Below are 19,236 nucleotides of genomic sequence, written 5' to 3'. Positions count from 1 at the left end.
AATGTCCCGGGCCCCGCGCCTCCGCGTTCGTCCGGAGCCGCAAACAGGCCGCGGATGAAGATGTTCCAGCCACGGCGGAAAACGTGGTGCGGCTGACACCGTACCGCGCGCCCGGGCACGCTGCGGGCCGGCCGGCTAGCGCAGGGTGTCCAGAAGCTCGCGGTAGCGCGCCCGGCGGAGGTTCGGGATCTGCTTCACCGACAGTTCCTTGGGCACGTAGTCGTCTTCTTCGGACTGTTGGTTCCGGCAGAAGAGCTGCCGGCAGCCCACGAGCCGGCCGCGGTTTCCCGACTGCGCGACGACGTAGATGACGATCTCCTCGGGATGGGCGGGCAGCGTCTTGCGCCCGGCAGTGAGGCGCGCGCGTTCCCGAAGCGTCGCGAAGTCGCCGATGTCGCGGAAGCCGCCCGGCGACAGCGGCCCCTGCGTGGTGCGGTCCGAGGCCCGTTCGAGGTCCTGCGCGTTCAGCTCGTCGCGGTCGGTGACGGCGGCGAGGTGCGAGTCCTCGCCGGAGTTGAGCCGCATGAGGATGCCCACGAGGTAGATGGGCGTCGAGCCGAGATTGCTGATGAACACCCGCGCACTCTGGCCGCGGCTGCCGCCGATGTGGATGACGATGACGCTGCGCCGCTCGCCGAGGAAGCTGAGAAGGAAGATCTGCAGGTACACGAGCCACACGACCGCGGAGACAGCATTGACGACGAGCGACACCGTCGCGTGGTTTTCCTGCAGCCAGGCCAGCATGGGCAGCTCTCCCGCGGCGCTCGGGTTCACGCGCCTGCTGGTCGGCTCGAACAGGCCGGACGCGCCGATGTTCCCTGCCGGCGCGGATTCCCGCCGCGGTTCGCCGCGAAGGAGGGGGGAACAACAGCGGCCCGCGCCCGTTGGTTCACGTGCAGGTTCAAGCTTCCGGACTAGGGGTGGAGGGAAAAAGCGATGGACATGCGAGGACGCAGCGTGCTGGTGGTCGAGGACGACTATCTCCAGGCGCACGAGATCGGGGATTTCTTCAGGCGTACCGGCGCGACCGTGCTGGGACCGGCCCTGACCATAGGTGCCGCGATGAAACACGCCGCGGTGGCCGAGGCGGCGATCCTAGACCTCGATATGGCGGGGCGCATGGTCTACCCGGTCGCCGAGACGCTGGCACGGCGCAACGTGCCCTTCGTGTTCTACACCGGGCGCGGACGGACCGACGACCTGCCGGCAGCCCTGCGACACGTGCAGATCATCTCGAAGCCGGTGATGCCCGACGCGCTCGGCGACGCCTTCGCGCGGCTGCACGATCCGCAGGTCGACCCGTGGCAGGACGTGGAGCGCATGCTGCCCATGCTGCGCGTTTGGTCCCGGCTCCTTCTCAAGGATCCGGCCAGCGCCGACCGGCTGGTGGAACGCGCGCTCTACGAAGCGATCGCCGCCGTGAAGCGCGGCGAGGTGCCCTCCGGCGACCGTGCGACGTGGCTGTTCGGCAAATGCACGCGCGTCCTCGAACGGGACGGGCCCGAGATCATGAACTGACGCCGGGCGCGTCGCTTTCCTCCGTGCCGGGCGTCCGGAGGGGAAAGCGCATCGTCACCTGCAGCCCGTCCGGGTGGAACAGGCGGTCCAGCGCGCCGTCGAGCTGGTGGCGGATCTGGCCCTCGATCAGCTGCCATCCGAACCCGTCGGCCTCCGGTTCTCGGACCGGCGGTCCGTTGCATTCGCGCCAGTCGAGCCGCACCCAGCCGCCATCCACCGTCCAGCGGATCCGGACGGTGCCGTCGGAATGTTTCAACGCGCCGTATTTTGCGGCGTTCGTCGCCAGTTCGTGCAGCACGAGCCCCACCGGCAGCGACCGGCGCGCGGGCAGGGGCACATCCGGCCCCTCGATCCGGAACCGCGCGGGATCGTGGGCGAAACATTCCTGCCGCACCAGCGCGTCGAGCGAGACGTCCTGCCACTGCTCCTCGGACAGGAGCGCATAGGTGCGGGCCATGCCGTGCAGGCGGCTGATCACGGCCGCCTCGAAATCCTCGGTTCCCTTCGCGTTGCGCAGGGTCGCGTTCACCACCGAGATGACCACGGAGAGCATGTTCTTCACGCGGTGGTTCAACTCGTCGATGAGGATGCGGTGGTTGTCCTCGGCTGCGGCGAGGCTCGTCATGTCGATGAGCGTGACGATGACGCCGGCCACGTCACCCGACCGGGCGCGGTAGGGCATGAGCCGCACGAGGTGGTATCGCCGCTCGGCTCCGTGCGGCCCGACGCGCCGCTCCAGCATCTCGCCGGTCTCGAGCACCCGCCGCAGGTCGTCGCGGAAGTCCCGGTCGAGCGCGTGGGCCAGATCGCTCAGCGGGCGGCCGACGTCGTTCTCGCGCAGGTGGAAGAACGTGACTGCCGCGGGCGTGTAGCTCCGGATCACGAGATCCGCGTCGAGGAAGACGCTCGCGATCTGCGTCGCGTCGTAGAGGTTGCGCATGTCGTCGTGCGCGGCATCGAGTTCCTCGAGCCGCCGGGTCAGCTCGGCATTGGTGGCCGAGAGCTCCTCGTTGAGGGTCTGCATCTCCTCCTTCGACGCCTCGAGCTCCTCGTTGCCCGACTGTGCCTCCTCGTTGGCCGACACGAGTTCCTCGTTCGACGCCTTCAGCTCCTCGAGCGCGGTCTCGTATTCCTCGATCGTGGAATGCAGCCGCTCGCGCATCTCTCGCAGCTCGTCGTCCTGGCTGTCGTGATGCTGCGCCTCGGCCCGGGCTGGGCTCTCCTCGGCCGGAGGGGCAGGTGAAAAGAGCGCGAGGTAGACGGATTCGTCGTGGCCGCCGAGGTGCATCGGCTCGACCGTCAGGAGGTATTCGGCCGGATGGCCCGCGTCGACCGCGGGCGCCGTCCTGCGCTCGGCCGGCAGGCCCGTCTCCATCGCCTCGCGCAGGACGCCCGCCAGGTCCGACCGCATCTCGCGCGGGACCATGTCGAGAAGCCGTCGGCTGGGCGCGCCGCGCGGGATCTCGAGGAACCGGCTCACGCGGGCCGAGTAGTAGACGACCTCGCCGCGGGCATCGACCACCACGTGCGGTGGCGCGTGCCGGTCGAGCACCTGCAACTCGACGCGCTGGCGCAGCTGCAGGGTCGCCCGTGACGGGCGCGGCTCCGAGGGTCCGAAAGTCATCCGCCCGAACCCCGTGCTGCCGCCGAGAAAGCCGCGCGGGACCTCGGGGCGCGCGCCCGCGGTGGCGCGGCTTCGGAAGATGCGCTGCTGGCGGTCGACCGGCTGGAAAAGGTCGTCCTTGCGGCTGATGCTCTCCGACGTGCCGAGGAACAGGAAGCCGCCCGGCTTCAGCGCGTAGTGGAAGGTCGGGATCACCTGGTCCTGCAGATCGCGGGCGAAGTAGATCAGGAGGTTGCGGCACGACAGCAGGTCCATCCGCGCAAAGGGCGGGTCCGAGATCACGCTGTGCGCCGAGAAGATGCAGAGGTCGCGCACCGGCTTTTCCACCACGTATTGGCCGGCCTCGCGGCGGAAGAACCGCTGCAGCCGGTCGGGGCGGATGCCCGAGGCGAATTCCTCGGGGTAGCGGCCGGCGCGGGCGACCTGCAGCGCCGCCTCGTCGATGTCGGTGGCGAAGATCTGGACCTGCGGCGGCGCGTCGAGGGCTGCCATCCGCTCCTGCATCAGGATGGCGATGGAATAGACCTCCTCGCCGGTGGCGCAGCCCGGGATCCAGACGCGCACGATGTCGCCCGGGCCGCGGTCGCGGAAGAGCTCCGGGATCACGTGCCGCTCGAGCGCCTCGAAGGCCTCGGCGTCGCGGAAGAACCGCGTCACGTTGATGAGGAGGTCGCGGTAGAGCTCCATGACCTCGGCCGGGTCCTTGCGCATGCGCGCGACGTATCCCTCGAGGCTGGGCGTGCCGACGATCTGTGCCCGCCGTGCGAGGCGGCGGAGGAACATCCGCCGCTTGTAGCCCGAGAAGTCGTGCCCCGTGTGGCTGCGCAGCACCTCGAAGGCCACGTCGAGCGCCGGGTCGCGCCCGCCGTCCTCGACATGCACCGACAGCGCCTCGAACGAGGCGCGGCTGTCGATCACGCGCCGCAGCGTGTCGGGCATCTCGGTCACGGGCACCGCGAAATCGACGAGGCCCGTGGAAATGGCGCTCCTCGGCATGCGGCCGTGGGCGGGCGCATCGTCGGTGCCCGTGGTCTGCGCCAGCGTGACCCCGCCACATTCCTTGATCGCCTTGATCCCGAGCGTGCCGTCGGAATTGCCCCCCGACAGCACGATGCCGACCGCCCGGTCGCCCTGGTCCTGCGCGAGCGCCGAGAGGAACACGTCGACGGGATTGGGTCGCGGCCCGTCCTTCGGCGCCTCCGACAGGGTGAGCCGGCCGCCGGAGATGCGCAGAAGGCACGCCTCGGGCATCACGTAGATCCGGCCCGGGCGCACTTCCTGACCGTGTTCGGCGGTCAGCACGTCGATCCCGGCATGGCGCGCGATCACCTCGCGCAGGCGGCTGTGATGGTCGGGATTGAGGTGGGTCACCACCACGAAGGCCATCCGCCGCACCGTGCCGAGACGGCCGAAGAACGTCTCGAGCGCCGGGATGCCACCGGCGGACGCGCCGATGCCGACGATGGTCGTCCTAGTCCTCGGGTCCATGGCTGTCCCTACCCCCCGCGATCTTCCGCCGCGTGTTCCCGTCGCGGCGGTTCGGCAGGCCCCTCGGGTGCACCGACCGCATGTCGCAGGTCCTGATTTCCCGTGTGCATCCTGAGGGGCGGGCCGACCGCCGTAAACATTCGGCGGTCGGAATTGTTTCCGCGCAGTGTACGTTCTGGTTGACCCGGCCGTGCCGGGCGGGCGCGTCAGGCGCGCGCGTCCGCGCCGGCGCGCCGCGCGCAGTGGTCGCAGCAATAGATCGCGTCGTCGGTTTCCATCCCGTGTCCGATCACGCGGGTCGAGCAGACGGCACATCGCGGCGCCATCTTCTCGATCGCGCATTCGAAGCAGTCGAAGCCGTAGCGCTGCCCGTTCTTCTCGATCGTCATGAGGTTGGCGTAGTCGTTTCCGCACTGGTCGCATTGCGGCATGGATCGCTCCTTTGCGTGTCGTGTCCGCGCCGCCGGGCGGGCGGCGCCTTGCCGGCCGAGGATCGGCGCGGCCTTCCCCGGGAACATCGCGGCGCGCGTCTTGTTCGCTGGAAAATCGGAAGGAGACCAAGATGACCGACCGCACACCCCCGTTCGATCCGCAAGAGCAGCCGATGCCCGGCCATACCGGCGCCATGTCGCCCCAGCCGGACCACGGCGAGGAGAGCTATCGCGGCTCGGGCCGTCTCGAGGGCATGGCGGCCCTCATCACCGGCGGCGACAGCGGCATCGGCCGCGCCGTGGCGCTGGCATACGCGCGCGAGGGCGCCGACGTGATGATCTCGTATCTCGACGAGACCGAGGACGCGCAGGCGACCCTGTCGCTGGTCGAGGGCGCCGGGCGGCGCGGCTACGTGGTGCCGGGCGACATCCAGGATCCGGCGCATTGCCGCAGCCTGGTGCGGGACGCGCACGAGGCCTTCGGCCGGCTCGACATCCTCGTGAACAACGCCGCCCACCAGGCGCATTTCGACGCGTTCGAGGACATCTCGAACGAGGAATGGGATGCGACGTTCCGCACGAACATCCACGCGATGTTCTACCTGTGCAAGGCCGCGGCGCCGCTCATGTCCGATGGCGGGTCCATCATCAACACCGCCTCGATCAACTCGGACAGCCCGAACCCGGGCCTTCTGGCCTACGCGACCACCAAGGGCGCGATCCAGAACTTCACCGCGGGGCTCGCCCAGATGCTCGCGCCGCGCGGTATCCGGGTCAACTGCGTGGCGCCGGGCCCGGTCTGGACGCCGCTCATCCCCTCGACGCTGCCGGATGTCGAGAATTTCGGCAAGAGCAAGCCCATGGGCCGACCTGCGCAGCCCGCGGAGCTTGCCAGCGCCTACGTGATGCTGGCCGACCCGGCCTCGAGCTACACCGCGGGCGCGACCGTGGCGGTCACCGGCGGTGAGCCGATGATATGATGGAACCGCAGCGCGCAGGGCGGGGCGACGCCACGCTCGCCTTCCTGCGCGAAGGCTACGCGTTCATCCCCAACCGCTGCGCGCGGCTCGGGACGGACGCGTTCCGCACCCGGATCATGCTGCGCGACGCGGTGTGCCTGACCGGGCCGCGCGGCGTGCGGCTTCTCTACGGCGCGCCCGGGCTGACCCGGCGCGGCGCGATGCCCCGGAGCGTCCTGCACCTGCTGCAGGACGAGGGCAGCATCCAGACCCTCGACGGCGCGGCGCACCACCGCCGCAAGGCGCTGTTCTGGGACATGCTTGGGTCGGGCGGCGCCGCGGCCGCGCTCGCGGCGCGGTTCGAGGAGGACTGGACCGCGCGGCTCCTGCGCGAGCGGGAGACCTGCGTGCTCCACTCCGCAAGCTACGCGCTGGCGACGGTCGCGGCGCGATGGGCGGGCCTCGGGCGCGACCTCTCGGGCGACCCGCGGTTCCGGCGCGATCTCTTCCTCATGGTGGACCGTGCCGGCCGGGTCGGTCCGGAGCTTCTGCGCGCGCTCGGGCGCCGGCGGCGCGCCGAGCGCCGCGTGGCCGCCGCGCTCGACGCGGGCGTGCCGCCCGACAGTCCCGCGGGCCGCATCGCGGCCTTCGTCGAGGACGGACGCCCCCTGCCGCGCGACGTGGCGGTGGTCGAGATCCTGAACCTCCTCCGCCCGGTGACCGCCATCGGCCGCTACATGGCCTTCGCCGCGCGGCGGCTGGTGATCGACCCGGTCTGGCGCGAGCGGCTCGCGGTCGCGGACGACGAGGGCCTGCGCCGCTTTGCGGAGGAGATCCGCCGCACCGCGCCGTTCTTTCCGCTGATCGGGGCCATCGCCACCGAACCTGTCGTGCACGAGGGGCTCACGCTCGCGCCCGGCCAATGGGTGCTGGCCGACCTCTGGGGCACGATGCAGGACCCCGCGCGCTTTCCCGATCCGCAGGCTTTCCGCCCAGATCGTGACCTCGACTGGCGGGCGGGCGACGACAGCTTCGTGCCGCAGGGCGGGGGCGTGGTGTCCACCACCCACCGCTGCCCGGGAGACCCTGTCAGCGTCGCGCTGATCGTGGCGGCACTGCGCGTGCTCTGCCGCCGCGTCGACTGGACGGCACCTCCGCAGGACCTGTCGGTGTCGCTGTCGCGGATGCCCGCGCAGCCCGCCAGCGGCGTGCGCCTGAGCGGCCTCGCGGCCGCGACCGCGCCGCGTCCGTGACCGCGCGGCGGCCGATCCGCTGGAACAATGATGTGATCGTCTTGTTCCGGCGGACCGCAGCAACCGCAGGAGCGACTCCATGGGCAACGCGCAATTCGAGCTAAGCTGGATCGACTTCACGGTGGTCGCCGTCTACTTCGTGGGCATCATCGCCCACGGTGTCTACGTCTCGCGCAAGCTCAAGGGCGGGTCGGACGACTACTTCCTCGCCGGCCGTTCGCTGCCCTGGTACCTGATCGGCTTCTCGCTCTTTGCCTCGAACATGTCGGGGTCGAGCTTTGTCGGGCTGATGGGGGGCGCCTACTCGAACGGCGTGTCGATCTTCAACTACGAGTGGACGGCCGCCTTCGTGCTGATCCTCTTTGCGATCTTCATCCTGCCCTCCTACCTGCGGGCCAAGATCGGCACGGTGCCCGAATATCTCGAGTACCGCTACGACGTGCGGTCGCGGCGGGCCTTCTCGCTCTTCACCATCCTCGCCATCATGTTCATCGACACCGCGGGCGCGCTCTACGCCGGCGGGCTCGTGATCTCGAACGTGACCGAGTATCTCAACATCTGGACCGCGGTCGCCGTGCTTGCGCTGGTCGCGGGTCTCTACACCATTCTCGGCGGGCTCTCGGCGGTGGTGGTGACCGACACGGTGCAGGCGGTCCTCCTGATCTGCGGTGCCGCGGCCCTGTTCTGGATCGGTCTGAACGAGATCGGCGGCTGGTCGCAGCTGTGGGAAGGCATCCCCGAGCGCAAGCAGCACCTGATCCTGTCGGCGGACGACGAGTTCCTGCCGTGGACCGGCCTCTGGGGCGTGGTGCTGCTCGGCTTCTACTACTGGACGATCAACCAGTTCGTCGTGCAGCGCACCCTCGGCGCCAAGAACCTGCGCGAGGGGCAGACCGGTGCGCTCTTTGCCGGTTTCCTGAAACTTCCCAACCTCTTCCTCATGATCCTGCCGGGCATCATCGCGCTGCAGCTCTATCCCGACCTCGAGACGCCGGACCTGGCCTTTCCCTCGCTCGCCTTCGACCTGATGCCGGTGGGCCTGCGCGGGCTCATCATGGCGGCGCTGATTGCGGCGATCATGTCCTCGCTCGATTCCGCGCTGAACTCGGCCTCGACGCTGGTGGTCAAGGATTTCGTCCAGCCCTTCCGGCCCGGGATCAGCGAGGGACGCATGGTCGGCATCGGCCGCATCGTGACCGGCGTGGTGATGGTCTTCGGCGCGGTCTACTCGCCCTTCATCGGCTCGTTCGAGAGCCTCTTCAGCTACTTCCAGTCGTCGCTGAGCTACATCATCCCGACCATCGTCGTGGTCTACATCCTCGGCCTCTTCGTGCCGTGGCTGAACGGGACGGGCGCCTTCTGGACCATCGTCTTCGGCCTCGTGGTGGGCATCCCGCTCTTCCTCGCCAAGGAAGTCACCGGCGTCTGGGAGGCGGCGGGCCTGCCGGCGATCCACTACACCATCATGTCCACGGTCATGATGTTCGCGGGCATCGTGCTGCATGTGGGCCTCTCGGCCGCGACACGCACGACGCCCGAGGAACGCAAGCATGTCGACGAGCTCGTCTGGTCGCGCGAGGAATTCGTGCACGTCTTCACCCGCTGGGAACGCCCGCTCTGGCGCGACCGCACGATCTGGTCGGGGGTCCTGATCCTTGCGCTTGCCGGCACCATCGCCTGGTTCTGGTAGGCCATGGAGTCCGCCCGCGACCTGTGGGCGCGGCTCGCCGCCGCGCTCGATCGCGCCCCGGACGTGGTGCTGCCCCTGGCGCAGGTCGCCCTCGCGGTGGCGATCGCGCTCGCCCTCCACCGCCTCGCGTTCCGGATGGCGCTCACGCGGATCGACGGTCGGCGCGACATGCGCGCCGCGCTCCTGCGGCGGGCGCGGCGCCCGCTGCGGCTGGTGGCGCTGCTGACGGCGCTCCTCCTGACGCTGCCGCAGGTGTCGATGGCGCCGGATCTGGGCGGCGCTATCTGGCACGCGGTGCTCGTCCTCGTGATCCTGCTGATCGGCTGGACGCTGATCCTGATCACGAACTTCGTCACCGAGCGGTCCCTGCAGCGCCAGCGGCTCGACCTCGAGGACAACCTGATGGCGCGCAAGCGCGTGACCCAGGTCCGCGTGCTGCGGCGCGCGATCGAGATCCTGCTCGGCATGGTCACCGTCGCGGTCGCGCTCATGACCTTCGAGAGCGTTAGGCGCTACGGTGTGAGCCTCTTCGCCTCGGCGGGGGCGGCGGGGCTGGTCCTCGGGCTTGCGGCGCGGCCCGTCCTGTCGAACCTGATTGCCGGCATCCAGATCGCCATCACCCAGCCCATCCGGCTCGAGGACGTGGTGATCGTGGAGAACGAGTGGGGCTGGGTCGAGGAGATCTTCGCGACCTACGTGGTCGTGCGGCTCTGGGACTGGCGGCGGATGGTGGTGCCGCTGTCCTATTTCATCGAGAACCCGTTCCAGAACTGGACGCGCGAGACCGCGTCGATCATCGGCTCGGTCTACTGGTACGCGGACTATACGCTGCCGGTGGCCGAGATGCGCGCCAAGCTCGAGGAGGTGGTCGAGGCTTCGGCGCTCTGGGACGGCAAGGTCAAGGTGCTGCAGGTCGTGGGCACCGACAAGGACACGATCCACCTGCGCGGCCTGATGAGCGCGCGGACCTCGCCGCTGAACTGGGACCTGCGCTGCGAGGTGCGGGAAAAGATGCTGGACTGGCTCCAGCGGGAACATCCCGAGGCGCTGCCGCGCCTGCGGGGCGAACTGAGCCCGACGCCCGAGCCGGCGGAGAGGCGGGCCGCCGAACCGCCGCGTCCCGGGCAGGAGACCGGACCGGACGGGGACGGGCAGTGACCGCGTGGGTCGCGCGGCCTACGAGCCGCGCGGTCCTGATCGTCGTGGCTTCTGGGCCGAGGCATCTGCGGCGCGTCTGCCGCTGCGCGCGGTGGCGCGCACGGCCCGGCGGGGCGGTTCCGCGGGTGCGGCGGCCTCGGCCGGCGCGGGCGGCACCTCGCGGTCGAGTTCACGCGCGACCATGTTGCGGGCGCGGTTCACGCGGCTCTTCACGGTGCCCATGGTGCAGCCGCAGATCTCTGCCGCGCGTTCGTAGGTCTCGCCCAACATCACGACGAGGATGAGCATCTCGCGGTAATGCGTGGGCAGCCGGTCGATGGCGGCCAGCATCTCGCGGCCGCGCAGCGACCATTCCTGCGTCGCCGGCGAGGACACGGTGCCGGACACGCAGTCGGCCGAGCCCGTCACCTCGCGGCGGGAGCGCTTGATGTTGTTGTAAAAGGTGTTGCGCATGATCGCGAAGAGCCAGGCGCGCAGGTTGGTGCCGGCCTTGAACTTCTCGCGGTTGCGGATCGCCTTGGTGAGCGTCTCCTGGACGAGGTCGTCGGCATCGGCGTCGTTGCGCACCAGCGTCCGGGCATAGGCCCGCAGCGCCGGGATCCATTCCACCGTCTGCGTCGCGTCCAGTATCTCGCTTTGGTCAAACATGTGTCGGCCCCCTGGTCGTTGATGGCCGGGCGTTCCGCGGAACGGCCCGGCGGATGTCTGCACTTGGTACGCTCACAGGTGGCTCCGCGACGAACCTGCGATGTCGCGGGGCAGGGACCGAGGGTGCAGGCGCGCACCGGCCCACGACCCGGCGGGCCGCGCGGCAAGGGCGCAGTCTAGGGGAAGATATGGGGCGTCGGCTCGGCGACGCGAGGCAGCGGATGACGGGAAGGCCTGCGGATGATCGTGCAGCGTTCCGGCATCGGACATGTCGTGATCCTCGCGTCCACCGACGCCGGGACGGCCTCGGTCACAGGATCAACGACCCGTGAAGTTAGATGTTCCTCGAAGAGTCACGATTTGCCGCGCAGCAGCTCCTGCAACTCGCGGGCGAGTGCCAGGAGGTGTTCGGGCGTCTCCTCGTTCTCGATCCGCTGCAGCTGCCGCGCCAGCGCGGCATCCATCTGGTCGTGCAGCTTTTCGGTCTCGTCGCGCATCGCGGCGCCGGGCGGTGTGTTCGGTGTCTTCAAGATCCGGCTCCTCGGGTCCTGCGGGCTGTCGTCGGCTGCCTACATCCTGCGTCAGAAGTGAACTACTCCGAAAGCGTCATGTTTCCCACCGGGGTTCACGAACACGTAAGAAAGCAACACGCATTTTCCCGCATAAACCGGACATTTGGCCCGGATGCGGCCGATCGCCGCGAACGCTGCCGCCGCGCCGTCTCGCGATCCGGGAACATGTTCGCAACGGCGGTGTTCCCGCGGCTCTCTTCAATATCAAGGGCAGGCAGACAGATGGATGCACCTGGGCAACACGGACGGGCCCCGGCGTGAGGGGCGCGCGGATCCTGATGACGCTCGACGCCGTGGGTGGCGTCTGGCGCCACTCGGTCGACCTGGCGGAGGGGTTCCAGGCCCGCGGCGCCGAGGTCGTGCTGGCGGGCTTCGGCCCCGAACCCGTGCCCGAGCAGCGGGCCGAGGCGGAACGCGTGGCGACGCTGGTCTGGGCGCCCGAGCCGCTTGACTGGATGGCGGCGGTGCCGGAGGAGCTTGCGGGCGTCGGCCACTGGATCGCGACCGAGGCCGCGCGGCGCGGTGCGACCCATGTGTGGCTGAACGTGCCGAGCCAGGCCGCAGACCTGCCCCGGATCCCCGGCGACCCCACCGTGATCGCCATGTCCCATTCCTGCCTCGGCACGTGGTACGCCGAGGTCCTCGACGAACCGGTGCCGGGCCCGGTCGCATGGCTGTCCGCGCTGACTCGCGCGGGGCTCGAGCGTGCGGACGTGGTGCTGGCACCCTCGCGCAGCCATGCCGATGCGCTGGCGCGCACCTATCCGGGCCTCGACGGGATCGCCGCGGTGTGGAACGCCACCGTGGCGCCCGAGGCGCCCGCCGCCACGCGGTCGGGCGTGATCGCCGCCGGCCGCTGGTGGGACCTCGCCAAGAACGCGCGCTGCCTCGACCTTGCGGCGGCGGAGCTCGACGTGCCGGTGACGCTGCTCGGCGCGGTGCGCGGGCCGGAGGGGTCGGTGGCGCAGATCCGGCATGCGCAGGCGGTGGGAAACCTGCCCGCGCGCGCCGCCCGCCGGATGGTGTCCGAGGCCGAGGTCTTCGTCTCGGCGTCCCATTACGAACCTTTCGGGCTCGCGGTGCTCGAGGCGGCGAGCGGCGGCGCGCCGCTCGTCCTGTCGGACATCGCGACCTTCCGCGAGCTCTGGGATGGTGTCGCGCTGTTCTTCGACCCGCGCGACCCGGACGCGCTGGTCGCGCGCATCTCCGAGGTGCGCGGCGATCCGGGGCTGGCCCGTGCCATGGGTGCCCACGCGGCGGAGCGGGCGGCGCGCTTCAGCCGCGCGGCGCAACTCGACGCGATCGAGGATCTGCTCTGGCCGCAGGCAGGCCGGGGTTCAGGTACCGCGGGCGCCCGCGCCGGGTAGCGGGTAGTCCGCGGACCCGGGCCCCTCGGGTTCCGGGATCACGCTGAACGATCCGTCGCTTTCGAGGATCACCGCGGCCACGTTGCGCGGATCGTTCGTGTCGCTGGTGCGGATCACCGTCATCAGCTCGGCACGGGTGATCCGCTCGCGCCGCAGCGCATCCTCGCAGATCTCGCCCGACCGCATGAGCAGCGTCGGATCGGACCGGACCGTGCGCGCGAAGCCGCGCCAGCGCACGGAGGCGGTCGCCACGATCCACTGCAGCCCGATGAGGGTGAGGAAGGCGACCGCGGCCTCGGCGAACGCCGCGTTCTCGGATGTCAGGACCGAGGCGAGCGTCGAGCCGAGCGCCACCGTGACCACGAGGTCGAAGGCGTTGAGCTTGGCCAGCGTGCGCTTGCCCGACACGCGCAGGGCCGCGACGAGGAACGCGTAGGCCAGGGGGCCGACGATCAGCGTCCGCAGCAGGCCCGCGGCGTCGTCGAGAAGAAGGTCATGCGGCATGAGCACACGGAAAATGTTGCGCTCCGGCCCGCGCGCACCGGCGGGATGCAAACTGCGCGGGCCGGAGGTCCACTCCAAGCCAGGGGATCAGGGTGATGTGCCCGGAGCGAACGCCTCGGATCCTTCGGAGGAAGGACCCCTTATCCTGAGATTGTTCTGAACGTGGACGACGCCGGCGACGAAGTCGGCGCAGTCCTCGGCGCGGCGCTTGGCCTGCCGGTCGGCGACGAACCCGTCGAGCGTCACCTCGCGGTCGCGCACCGTCACCTCGATGTGCGAGGCGTCGAGCAGCGGATCGGCGGTCAGGTCGTCGTTGACGTCCTCCTCGATCCGGGTGTCGGACCGGCGGTAGTTGCGCGGTCCGACGCCGGTATAGTCGCGCTGGCGCCGCCGCGCGGCGGCATCGTCGCCGACCCAGGACGCGACCTCGTCGCGCGCGCGGTCGATGAACGGCCGTTCCGGCCGCTGCCGGGTGCGTTCGTCGAGCCGCCCGGCCCAAGGCCAGGCCACCGTTTCAGGAGATGCGGCGGCGCGCCGGTCGTCGTCGGCGTCCTGCCGCCGCGCCCGGACGTCGTCCTGCGTCGCGGCGCCCGCGCGGTCCGAGGCGTCGCCGCGACGGGGCGCGCGGCCATCGTCGTGACCCTGGCGGAAGCCGCGGTCGGGGTCGGCCTGCTCGTCGGGCCAGCCCCTGAATTTCGGTCTCTCGGCCATCTCGGTGTCCTTTCGCGTGTCCGGCAGCAGGTCGGCCGGCCGGTGCGTCGTCGGGTGATCGCGTGGGCGGGCCCGGGGGGCGTTCCTTGTGTCCGTCCCGGGCACCTGCCGTCTTCGATCGACACCGGTAACAGCGGCCCGGCGCCGATGTTCCCGGATCAGGTTCCGGAAATCGCGCGCCAGAGCAGCCAGCCGGCCACGAGTACCGCGACCACCGCCGCGGCCACCTTCAGCGTGGTCTGGACGTGGCGGGGCGGCGTGCCCTCGCCGCCCGAGATCGGGCGGCGGTCCACGGAGGAGTCCCGCGCCTCGGGGATCCGCCCGGCCTCCATGTCGGCGGCGTGCTGCAGCTGCTCGGGCGTGGGCGCGCTCCCGGCCGCCTCGTCGTCGGTGCCGAGCGGCGCCGCGGCGGGATCGGGAAAGCCGATCTTGTCGCCGGTGCGCCCTTCGTCGATGTCCTTGCGCAGGCGGTCCGAGGTGGGCGCGTCCGCGGGCGATCTGCGGTCGGTCATGAGGCGATCCTGTCCCAGTGGCGCAGGCGCGCGCAGGCGTCGAGGAACCCCTCGGGAGCGGTGCCGGCGGCGTCGAACATGCCCTCGTCCGGGCTGTCGATCGCGCTCGGCGGCAGCAGCGGCGCGGCGCCCGCGTCGTGGTAGATGAACTTGCCGTGCGCGAAGGCGTCGGCGAGCCAGGTGCGACCCGCGTGCGTCCGCGCAAGCGCCTGCGCGCCCTCCTCGGACGCGATCACCGCCACCGCGTCGAAGAGGACCGAGGGCGCGCCGTCGATCTTCTCGTCCGCGGCGATGGTGCTGCCGTCGGACGCCGTGACGCCGCCTATGCGCGGCGCAACCACCGTCACGGTGACGGACATGCCGCCCGCCGCCTGCATCAGCCGGTCCACCGCGGACGCGTCGGCGCCGTCCGTCACCAGCAGGCCCAGCCTGCGGCCGGCAAAGCTGTCGGGCCCGTTGCGCAGGATCGACAGCGCCGGGCTTTCGGCGAGCGTCGTGTCGGGCGTGCGCGCGGGACGCGCAGGGTCGGGCAGCGGCATCCCGAGGCCGTCCGCGACACCGTCGGCCAGCGTCTCGTCCACGTGGAGGAGATGCGACAGCATGCGGCTGCGGATCTGCGGCACGTCGACCTTCGACAGCTCGAAGACCAGCGCCTCGGTGATGTGGGACTGCTCGACCGGGGTCTGGCTGCGGTAGAACTGCCGTGCCTGGCTGTAATGGTCGGCGAAGGTGTCCGCGCGGGCACGTTCCTTTCGCCCGGCGATCGGCACCGGCGTCGAGGCGAAGCCTTCGCCGGTCTCGCGCGGGCCCGCGGCCTCTGCCGACCACGAATTCGGCTCGTAGTTCGCGCGGCCCTTCGGGTTGCGCATCGCCATGTGGCCGTCCTGGTTGAAATTGTGGACCGGGCAGCGCGGGGCGTTCACCGGCAGGTGGGTGAAGTTCGGGCTGCCGAGCCGCTTCAGCTGCGTGTCGAGATACGAGAAGTTGCGCCCCTGCAGCAGCGGGTCCTCGGAGAAGTCGATGCCTGGCACCACGTTGCCGGTGTGGAAGGCGACCTGTTCCGTCTCGGCGAAGAAGTTGTCGACCATGCGGTCGAGCACCAGCCGCCCGACGCGGCGCACCGGCACCTCTTCCTCGGGCACGATCTTGGTGGCGTCGAGCACGTCGAAGGGAAAACGTTCGGCGAAGTCCTCGTCGAAGACCTGGAGGCCCAGCTCCCATTCCGGGAAGGCGCCCGACTGGATCGCGTCCCAGAGGTCCCGGCGGTGATAGTCGGGATCGGCGCCGTTGATCTTCATCGCCTCGTCCCAGGTGACCGATTGCAGGCCCGCCTTGGGCTTCCAGTGGAACTTGACGAAGCGCGCGCGCCCCTCGGCGTCCACCAGCCGGAAGCTGTGCACCCCGAAACCTTCCATGAAGCGGAACGAGCGGGGGATGGCGCGGTCCGACATGATCCACATGACCATGTGCGTCGCCTCGGGGCTGAGCGAGATGAAGTCCCAGAAGTTGTTGTGCGCCGTCTGCGCCTGCGGGAAGCCCCGGTCGGGCTCCTGCTTTGCGGCGTGGATCAGGTCGGGAAACTTGATCGCGTCCTGGATGAAGAAGACCGGGATGTTGTTGCCCACGAGGTCCCAGTTGCCTTCCTTTGTGTAGAGCTTGACCGCGAAGCCGCGCACGTCCCGCGCGAGGTCCGGCGACCCCATGTTGCCGGCGACGGTCGAGAAGCGCACGAAGGCCTCGGTGCGCTCGCCCGCGCGCTGGAAGAGGTCGGCGCAGGTGATGTCCGCAAGCGACTCGTAGGTCTCGAAGAAGCCGTGCGCGCCGTAGCCTCGGGCATGGACCACGCGCTCGGGGATGCGCTCGTGGTCGAAGTGGAACATCTTCTCGCGGAACTGGTGATCCTCGAGCAGTGTCGGCCCGCGGCGTCCCGCCTTGAGGGAATTCTGGTTGTCGCCGACCGGGGCGCCCTGGTCGGTGGTCATCGCCGGGCGTGCGCCGCCGGCCCTCTGGTGGGTCTCACCGCCGTCGCCGATCCGGTCGCGGCCATCATCTTCGGACATCTACTCGTTCCTCTGGTTGGAAATCTGGGACGGGCCGTCGCGGCCCGCCCTCAGCCGTCTTCGGGTTCGGCCATGCGGCGGTGCATCCGCGCGAGCACGGTGTCGGGGATGAGCCCGGCAAAGGTCGCCTGGACCTTGTTCATGAAGCCAGTGACGACGCCGCTCTGGCCCTTCTTCATCGCGGCGTAGCCCTCGCGCGCGACCATGGCCGGATCGTCCTTGCTGTCGGACTGGCCGACGGGCGTGTCCTGCATGTCGGCGCGGTCGAAGAACTCGGTCTCGGTCGGGCCGGGCATCAGGCAGGTGATGGTGACGCCGCTGCCCTGCAGCTCGTTGCGCACCGCGTAGCTCAGGCTGTCGAGATAGGCCTTGGTGGCGTTGTAGACCGCCTGGTAGCTGCCGGGCATCAGGCCCGCGATGGATCCCGTCACGAGGATCCGTCCGGTGCCGCGGTCGCGCATGCGCCGGGCGATCTCGTGCAGCAGCATCGTCGTGCCGGTGACGTTCACGTTGATGACCCGCCGGATGTCGCCCAGGTCCTGCTCGACGAAGGCGTGGCCAAGCCCGACGCCAGCATTCGCCATGAAGCAGTCGATGGGGCGGTCGCCCACGCGGTCGAGCAGTTGCTGCACGCCGGGCGGCGTGCCGAGGTCGGCCTTCACCACCTCGACGTTCACGCCCGCGCGGTCGAGCTCGATCGCGAGGTCCGAAAGGTCGGGCTCGTCCGCCGTCAGGATCAGCGTCTTGACGTCGTCGGCGCAGAGCCGGGCGAGTTCTCGGCCGATGCCGCTCGAGGCGCCGGTGACGACGGCAAGCGGGGACTCCAGTGACATGGGGTACTCCTCCGGACGGGATCAGGGTCTCAGGACGACCTTGGTCCAGTCGTCCTGGTTCGAGTGGAAGTTGGCGTAGCCCTCGGCCGCCTGCTCGAGCGGCAGGCGGTGCGAGATCAGGAAAGTCGTGTCGATCTCGCCCTCGCGGATGCGGTGCAGCAGGTCCTTGGAATATTTCTGCACGTGGGTCTGCCCGGTGCGCATCTGCAGGCCCTTCTCCATGAAGGCGCCGAGCGGGAACTTGTCGAGAAAGCCGCCATAGACGCCCGGCATCGACACCCGGCCGCCCTTGCGGCAGGCCATGATCGCCTCGCGCAGGGCGTGGCCGCGATCGGCGCCGAAGCCGACCTTCTGCTTGACCGTGTCGGCGATGTTGTCCGGCGCGAGCCCGTGGCTCTCCATGCCGACCGCGTCGATCACGGCGTCCGGGCCGATGCCGCCCGTCATCTCGGTCAACGCCTCGAGCACGCGGGTCGTGCGGTAGTCGATGACCTTGGCGCCGAGCTTGCGCGCGAGGTCGAGCCGGTTGGGGTAGTGGTCGATCGCGATGACCTCCGCGGCCCCCATGAGCTTCGCGCTCTGGATCGCGAACAGGCCGACCGGGCCGCAGCCCCACACCGCGACGGTGTCGCCGGGCTCGATGTCGCAATTGTCCGCGGCCATCCATCCCGTCGGCAGGATGTCGGAGAGGAACAGCACCTCCTCGTCCTCGAGCCCGTCGGGAATGACGATGGGCCCGATATCGGAATAGGGCACGCGGACATATTCCGCCTGGCCGCCGGGATAGCCGCCGGTCAGGTGCGAGTAGCCGAAGAGACCGCTCAGCGCCTGGCCGTAGAGCGGTTCGGTCAGGTCCTGGTTCTCGGCCGGGTTCGAGTTGTCGCAGGCGGAATACTGCGCGCGCAGGCAGTGGAAACATTGCCCGCACGAGATGGTGAAGGGCACGACCACCCGCTGGCCCTTCTCGAGCGTGCTGCCGGGGCCTGCGTCGACGACGCGGCCCATGAACTCGTGGCCGAGGATGTCGCCGGACATGACGCCCGGGATCACCCCGTCGTAAAGGTGCAGGTCCGACCCGCAGATCGCCGTCGCCGTCACCTCGATGATGGCGTCGCGCGGATTGACGAGCTCGGGATCGGGCACGGTGTCGACGCGCACGTCGTGTTTGGAATGGTAGGTCAGGGCACGCATGGCGGCCTCCGTGGATCAGGTCGGTCAGGGCGTCAGCGGAGCCGCGAGGAGGTGACCTCGCCCGTCTCCATCAGCATCTTGAAGCGCTTGAGATCGCGCCGCGCCTGCTGGCGCGGGTCGGTGCCGGTCAGGAACGCGGCACCGCGGCCGACCGCGCCCCCGGGCTGGCGGTAGGCGATGCGCGCCTCGACCACGGTGCCCCGGCCGCCCGGCGCGTCGCGGAAGGACACCTTACCCTCGGTGTCGATGTCGGAATCCTCGGTCGAGCGCCAGGCGATCTCCTCGCCCGGGCGGTCCGAGACGATCCGCGTCTTCACGGTGACCGACCCGCGGGGCGCGGCGATGGTCCAGGTGCTGACGTCGCCCTCGGTCCGGACCGCCTTCACGTTCTCCATGAAGCGGGGCAGGTTCCCGAAGTCGCGCCACTGGTCGTAGAGCGAGCCGCGGTCGGCGTGGATGGTGACCGAGCGGCCGATCACGGTGTACCCGCCGAACCGGCTGCGCCGCGCGGTGTGACCCGGGGCGCTGTCGCGGCTGCCCCGTCCGTCGAACCGGTTGCGCCAGTAGAGGGCAAGCCCGATCCCGAGAAGCGTGGCACCGGCGAGGAGCGCGGGGCCTGCGACCGCGCCGCGCGCGGGCTCCCGTCGGGCGGGAAGTCTTGAGCGAAGTGACATGACATCCTTCCTTGTCTGGCCCGCCGCAACCGCGCCGGGCCCG

General features: G+C 70.1%; 17 protein-coding genes and 1 pseudogene. 6 read left to right on the top strand and 12 right to left on the bottom strand.

Annotation, left to right across the window (positions count from 1 at the left end; all coding sequences use genetic code 11):
- Positions 1-135: 135 nt before the first annotated feature.
- Entirely contained in the window at positions 136-774 is a 639-nt protein-coding gene (locus RISW2_RS10225) for a hypothetical protein (RefSeq protein ID WP_156943820.1), read from the bottom strand.
- Between the two features lie 162 nt (positions 775-936).
- Here RISW2_RS10225 and RISW2_RS23480 point away from each other — a divergent pair, with 162 nt between their 5' ends.
- Positions 937-1,518, top strand: a complete 582-nt coding sequence (locus RISW2_RS23480) for a response regulator (RefSeq protein ID WP_051491923.1) — start codon at positions 937-939, stop codon at positions 1,516-1,518.
- Here the strand turns inward: RISW2_RS23480 and RISW2_RS10215 are convergent.
- Together RISW2_RS10215 and RISW2_RS10210 are read right to left on the bottom strand one after the other, a co-directional pair.
- Complete coding sequence (locus tag RISW2_RS10215) at positions 1,508-4,630, bottom strand: CheR family methyltransferase (protein WP_043770050.1); 3,123 nt, start codon at positions 4,628-4,630, stop codon at positions 1,508-1,510. The two genes, RISW2_RS23480 and RISW2_RS10215, sit on opposite strands and share 11 nt — an antisense overlap.
- Positions 4,631-4,836: 206 nt before the next feature.
- Positions 4,837-5,061, bottom strand: a complete 225-nt coding sequence (locus RISW2_RS10210; protein WP_043770048.1) for a hypothetical protein — start codon at positions 5,059-5,061, stop codon at positions 4,837-4,839.
- Between the two features lie 131 nt (positions 5,062-5,192).
- On the opposite strand from RISW2_RS10210, the gene RISW2_RS10205 reads away from it, so the two are divergent.
- The 4 genes from RISW2_RS10205 to RISW2_RS10190 all read left to right on the top strand — a co-directional run bounded on the left by RISW2_RS10205 (position 5,193) and on the right by RISW2_RS10190 (position 10,121).
- Positions 5,193-6,041: an SDR family oxidoreductase gene (locus RISW2_RS10205; protein ID WP_043770045.1), complete on the top strand. Its 849-nt coding sequence runs from the start codon at positions 5,193-5,195 to the stop codon at positions 6,039-6,041.
- Positions 6,041-7,273, top strand: coding sequence for a cytochrome P450 (locus tag RISW2_RS10200; RefSeq protein ID WP_084615328.1), 1,233 nt, complete (start codon positions 6,041-6,043; stop codon positions 7,271-7,273). The genes RISW2_RS10205 and RISW2_RS10200 overlap by 1 nt, the downstream gene beginning before the upstream one ends.
- Positions 7,274-7,352: 79 nt before the next feature.
- Positions 7,353-8,963 (top strand): sodium:solute symporter, encoded by a 1,611-nt coding sequence (locus RISW2_RS10195; protein WP_043770038.1) that lies wholly within the window; start codon positions 7,353-7,355, stop codon positions 8,961-8,963.
- Between the two features lie 3 nt (positions 8,964-8,966).
- Complete coding sequence (locus RISW2_RS10190; RefSeq protein ID WP_084615327.1) at positions 8,967-10,121, top strand: mechanosensitive ion channel family protein; 1,155 nt, start codon at positions 8,967-8,969, stop codon at positions 10,119-10,121.
- A gap of 162 nt (positions 10,122-10,283) precedes the next feature.
- On the opposite strand, the pseudogene RISW2_RS10185 reads toward RISW2_RS10190, so the two are convergent.
- Positions 10,284-10,769: pseudogene (locus tag RISW2_RS10185) on the bottom strand (sigma-70 family RNA polymerase sigma factor); the annotation flags it as partial.
- A 353-nt stretch (positions 10,770-11,122) separates the two neighbouring features.
- Positions 11,123-11,299 (bottom strand): hypothetical protein, encoded by a 177-nt coding sequence (locus RISW2_RS24535; protein ID WP_156943819.1) that lies wholly within the window; start codon positions 11,297-11,299, stop codon positions 11,123-11,125.
- Between the two features lie 320 nt (positions 11,300-11,619).
- Between RISW2_RS24535 and RISW2_RS10180 the strand changes: the two genes are divergently transcribed.
- A complete protein-coding gene (locus RISW2_RS10180; RefSeq protein ID WP_051491928.1) occupies positions 11,620-12,708 on the top strand; it encodes a glycosyltransferase family 4 protein in 1,089 nt (362 codons plus the stop codon).
- Here RISW2_RS10180 and RISW2_RS10175 read toward each other — a convergent pair.
- The 7 genes from RISW2_RS10175 to RISW2_RS10145 form a co-directional block, all read right to left on the bottom strand.
- Positions 12,679-13,212, bottom strand: a complete 534-nt coding sequence (locus tag RISW2_RS10175) for a DUF421 domain-containing protein (protein WP_043770036.1) — start codon at positions 13,210-13,212, stop codon at positions 12,679-12,681. The two genes, RISW2_RS10180 and RISW2_RS10175, sit on opposite strands and share 30 nt — an antisense overlap.
- 87 nt (positions 13,213-13,299) lie before the next feature.
- Positions 13,300-13,923 carry a BON domain-containing protein gene (locus RISW2_RS23475; RefSeq protein WP_051491922.1) on the bottom strand — a complete coding sequence of 208 codons (624 nt, stop codon included), beginning with the start codon at positions 13,921-13,923 and terminating at the stop codon, positions 13,300-13,302.
- 158 nt (positions 13,924-14,081) lie between these two features.
- Positions 14,082-14,435: a hypothetical protein gene (locus tag RISW2_RS10165; RefSeq protein WP_043770033.1), complete on the bottom strand. Its 354-nt coding sequence runs from the start codon at positions 14,433-14,435 to the stop codon at positions 14,082-14,084.
- Positions 14,432-16,495: a catalase gene (locus RISW2_RS10160; RefSeq protein WP_043770030.1), complete on the bottom strand. Its 2,064-nt coding sequence runs from the start codon at positions 16,493-16,495 to the stop codon at positions 14,432-14,434. Before RISW2_RS10160 ends, RISW2_RS10165 begins: the two co-directional genes overlap by 4 nt.
- A gap of 50 nt (positions 16,496-16,545) precedes the next feature.
- On the bottom strand, positions 16,546-17,328 hold the full coding sequence (locus RISW2_RS10155; RefSeq protein ID WP_043770026.1) for an SDR family NAD(P)-dependent oxidoreductase: 783 nt from the start codon (positions 17,326-17,328) through the stop codon (positions 16,546-16,548).
- Between the two features lie 21 nt (positions 17,329-17,349).
- Positions 17,350-18,519 (bottom strand): zinc-dependent alcohol dehydrogenase, encoded by a 1,170-nt coding sequence (locus tag RISW2_RS10150; protein ID WP_043770024.1) that lies wholly within the window; start codon positions 18,517-18,519, stop codon positions 17,350-17,352.
- Positions 18,520-18,551: 32 nt separating this feature from the next.
- Positions 18,552-19,193 (bottom strand): SRPBCC family protein, encoded by a 642-nt coding sequence (locus RISW2_RS10145; RefSeq protein ID WP_084615325.1) that lies wholly within the window; start codon positions 19,191-19,193, stop codon positions 18,552-18,554.
- Between the last annotated feature and the right edge of the window lie 43 nt (positions 19,194-19,236).

This window comes from Roseivivax isoporae LMG 25204 (genome assembly GCF_000521865.1).
GTDB classification, from domain to species: domain Bacteria; phylum Pseudomonadota; class Alphaproteobacteria; order Rhodobacterales; family Rhodobacteraceae; genus Roseivivax; species Roseivivax isoporae.
This window is presented reverse-complemented; position numbering and strand designations above follow the sequence as displayed.

What these genes read in the sequence shown, in the direction of transcription:
- RISW2_RS10150 (WP_043770024.1), bottom strand. Translation starts at nt 18,519, where the DNA reads ATGCGTGCCCTGACCTACCATTCCAAACACGACGTGCGCGTCGACACC.
- RISW2_RS10210 (WP_043770048.1), bottom strand. Translation starts at nt 5,061, where the DNA reads ATGCCGCAATGCGACCAGTGCGGAAACGACTACGCCAACCTCATGACG.
- RISW2_RS10145 (WP_084615325.1), bottom strand. Translation starts at nt 19,193, where the DNA reads ATGTCACTTCGCTCAAGACTTCCCGCCCGACGGGAGCCCGCGCGCGGC.
- RISW2_RS10205 (WP_043770045.1), top strand. Translation starts at nt 5,193, where the DNA reads ATGACCGACCGCACACCCCCGTTCGATCCGCAAGAGCAGCCGATGCCC.
- RISW2_RS23475 (WP_051491922.1), bottom strand. Translation starts at nt 13,923, where the DNA reads ATGGCCGAGAGACCGAAATTCAGGGGCTGGCCCGACGAGCAGGCCGAC.
- RISW2_RS10200 (WP_084615328.1), top strand. Translation starts at nt 6,041, where the DNA reads ATGGAACCGCAGCGCGCAGGGCGGGGCGACGCCACGCTCGCCTTCCTG.
- RISW2_RS10175 (WP_043770036.1), bottom strand. Translation starts at nt 13,212, where the DNA reads ATGCCGCATGACCTTCTTCTCGACGACGCCGCGGGCCTGCTGCGGACG.
- RISW2_RS10180 (WP_051491928.1), top strand. Translation starts at nt 11,620, where the DNA reads ATGACGCTCGACGCCGTGGGTGGCGTCTGGCGCCACTCGGTCGACCTG.
- RISW2_RS23480 (WP_051491923.1), top strand. Translation starts at nt 937, where the DNA reads ATGGACATGCGAGGACGCAGCGTGCTGGTGGTCGAGGACGACTATCTC.
- RISW2_RS10190 (WP_084615327.1), top strand. Translation starts at nt 8,967, where the DNA reads ATGGAGTCCGCCCGCGACCTGTGGGCGCGGCTCGCCGCCGCGCTCGAT.
- RISW2_RS10215 (WP_043770050.1), bottom strand. Translation starts at nt 4,630, where the DNA reads ATGGACCCGAGGACTAGGACGACCATCGTCGGCATCGGCGCGTCCGCC.
- RISW2_RS10165 (WP_043770033.1), bottom strand. Translation starts at nt 14,435, where the DNA reads ATGACCGACCGCAGATCGCCCGCGGACGCGCCCACCTCGGACCGCCTG.
- RISW2_RS10160 (WP_043770030.1), bottom strand. Translation starts at nt 16,495, where the DNA reads ATGTCCGAAGATGATGGCCGCGACCGGATCGGCGACGGCGGTGAGACC.
- RISW2_RS10195 (WP_043770038.1), top strand. Translation starts at nt 7,353, where the DNA reads ATGGGCAACGCGCAATTCGAGCTAAGCTGGATCGACTTCACGGTGGTC.
- RISW2_RS10155 (WP_043770026.1), bottom strand. Translation starts at nt 17,328, where the DNA reads ATGTCACTGGAGTCCCCGCTTGCCGTCGTCACCGGCGCCTCGAGCGGC.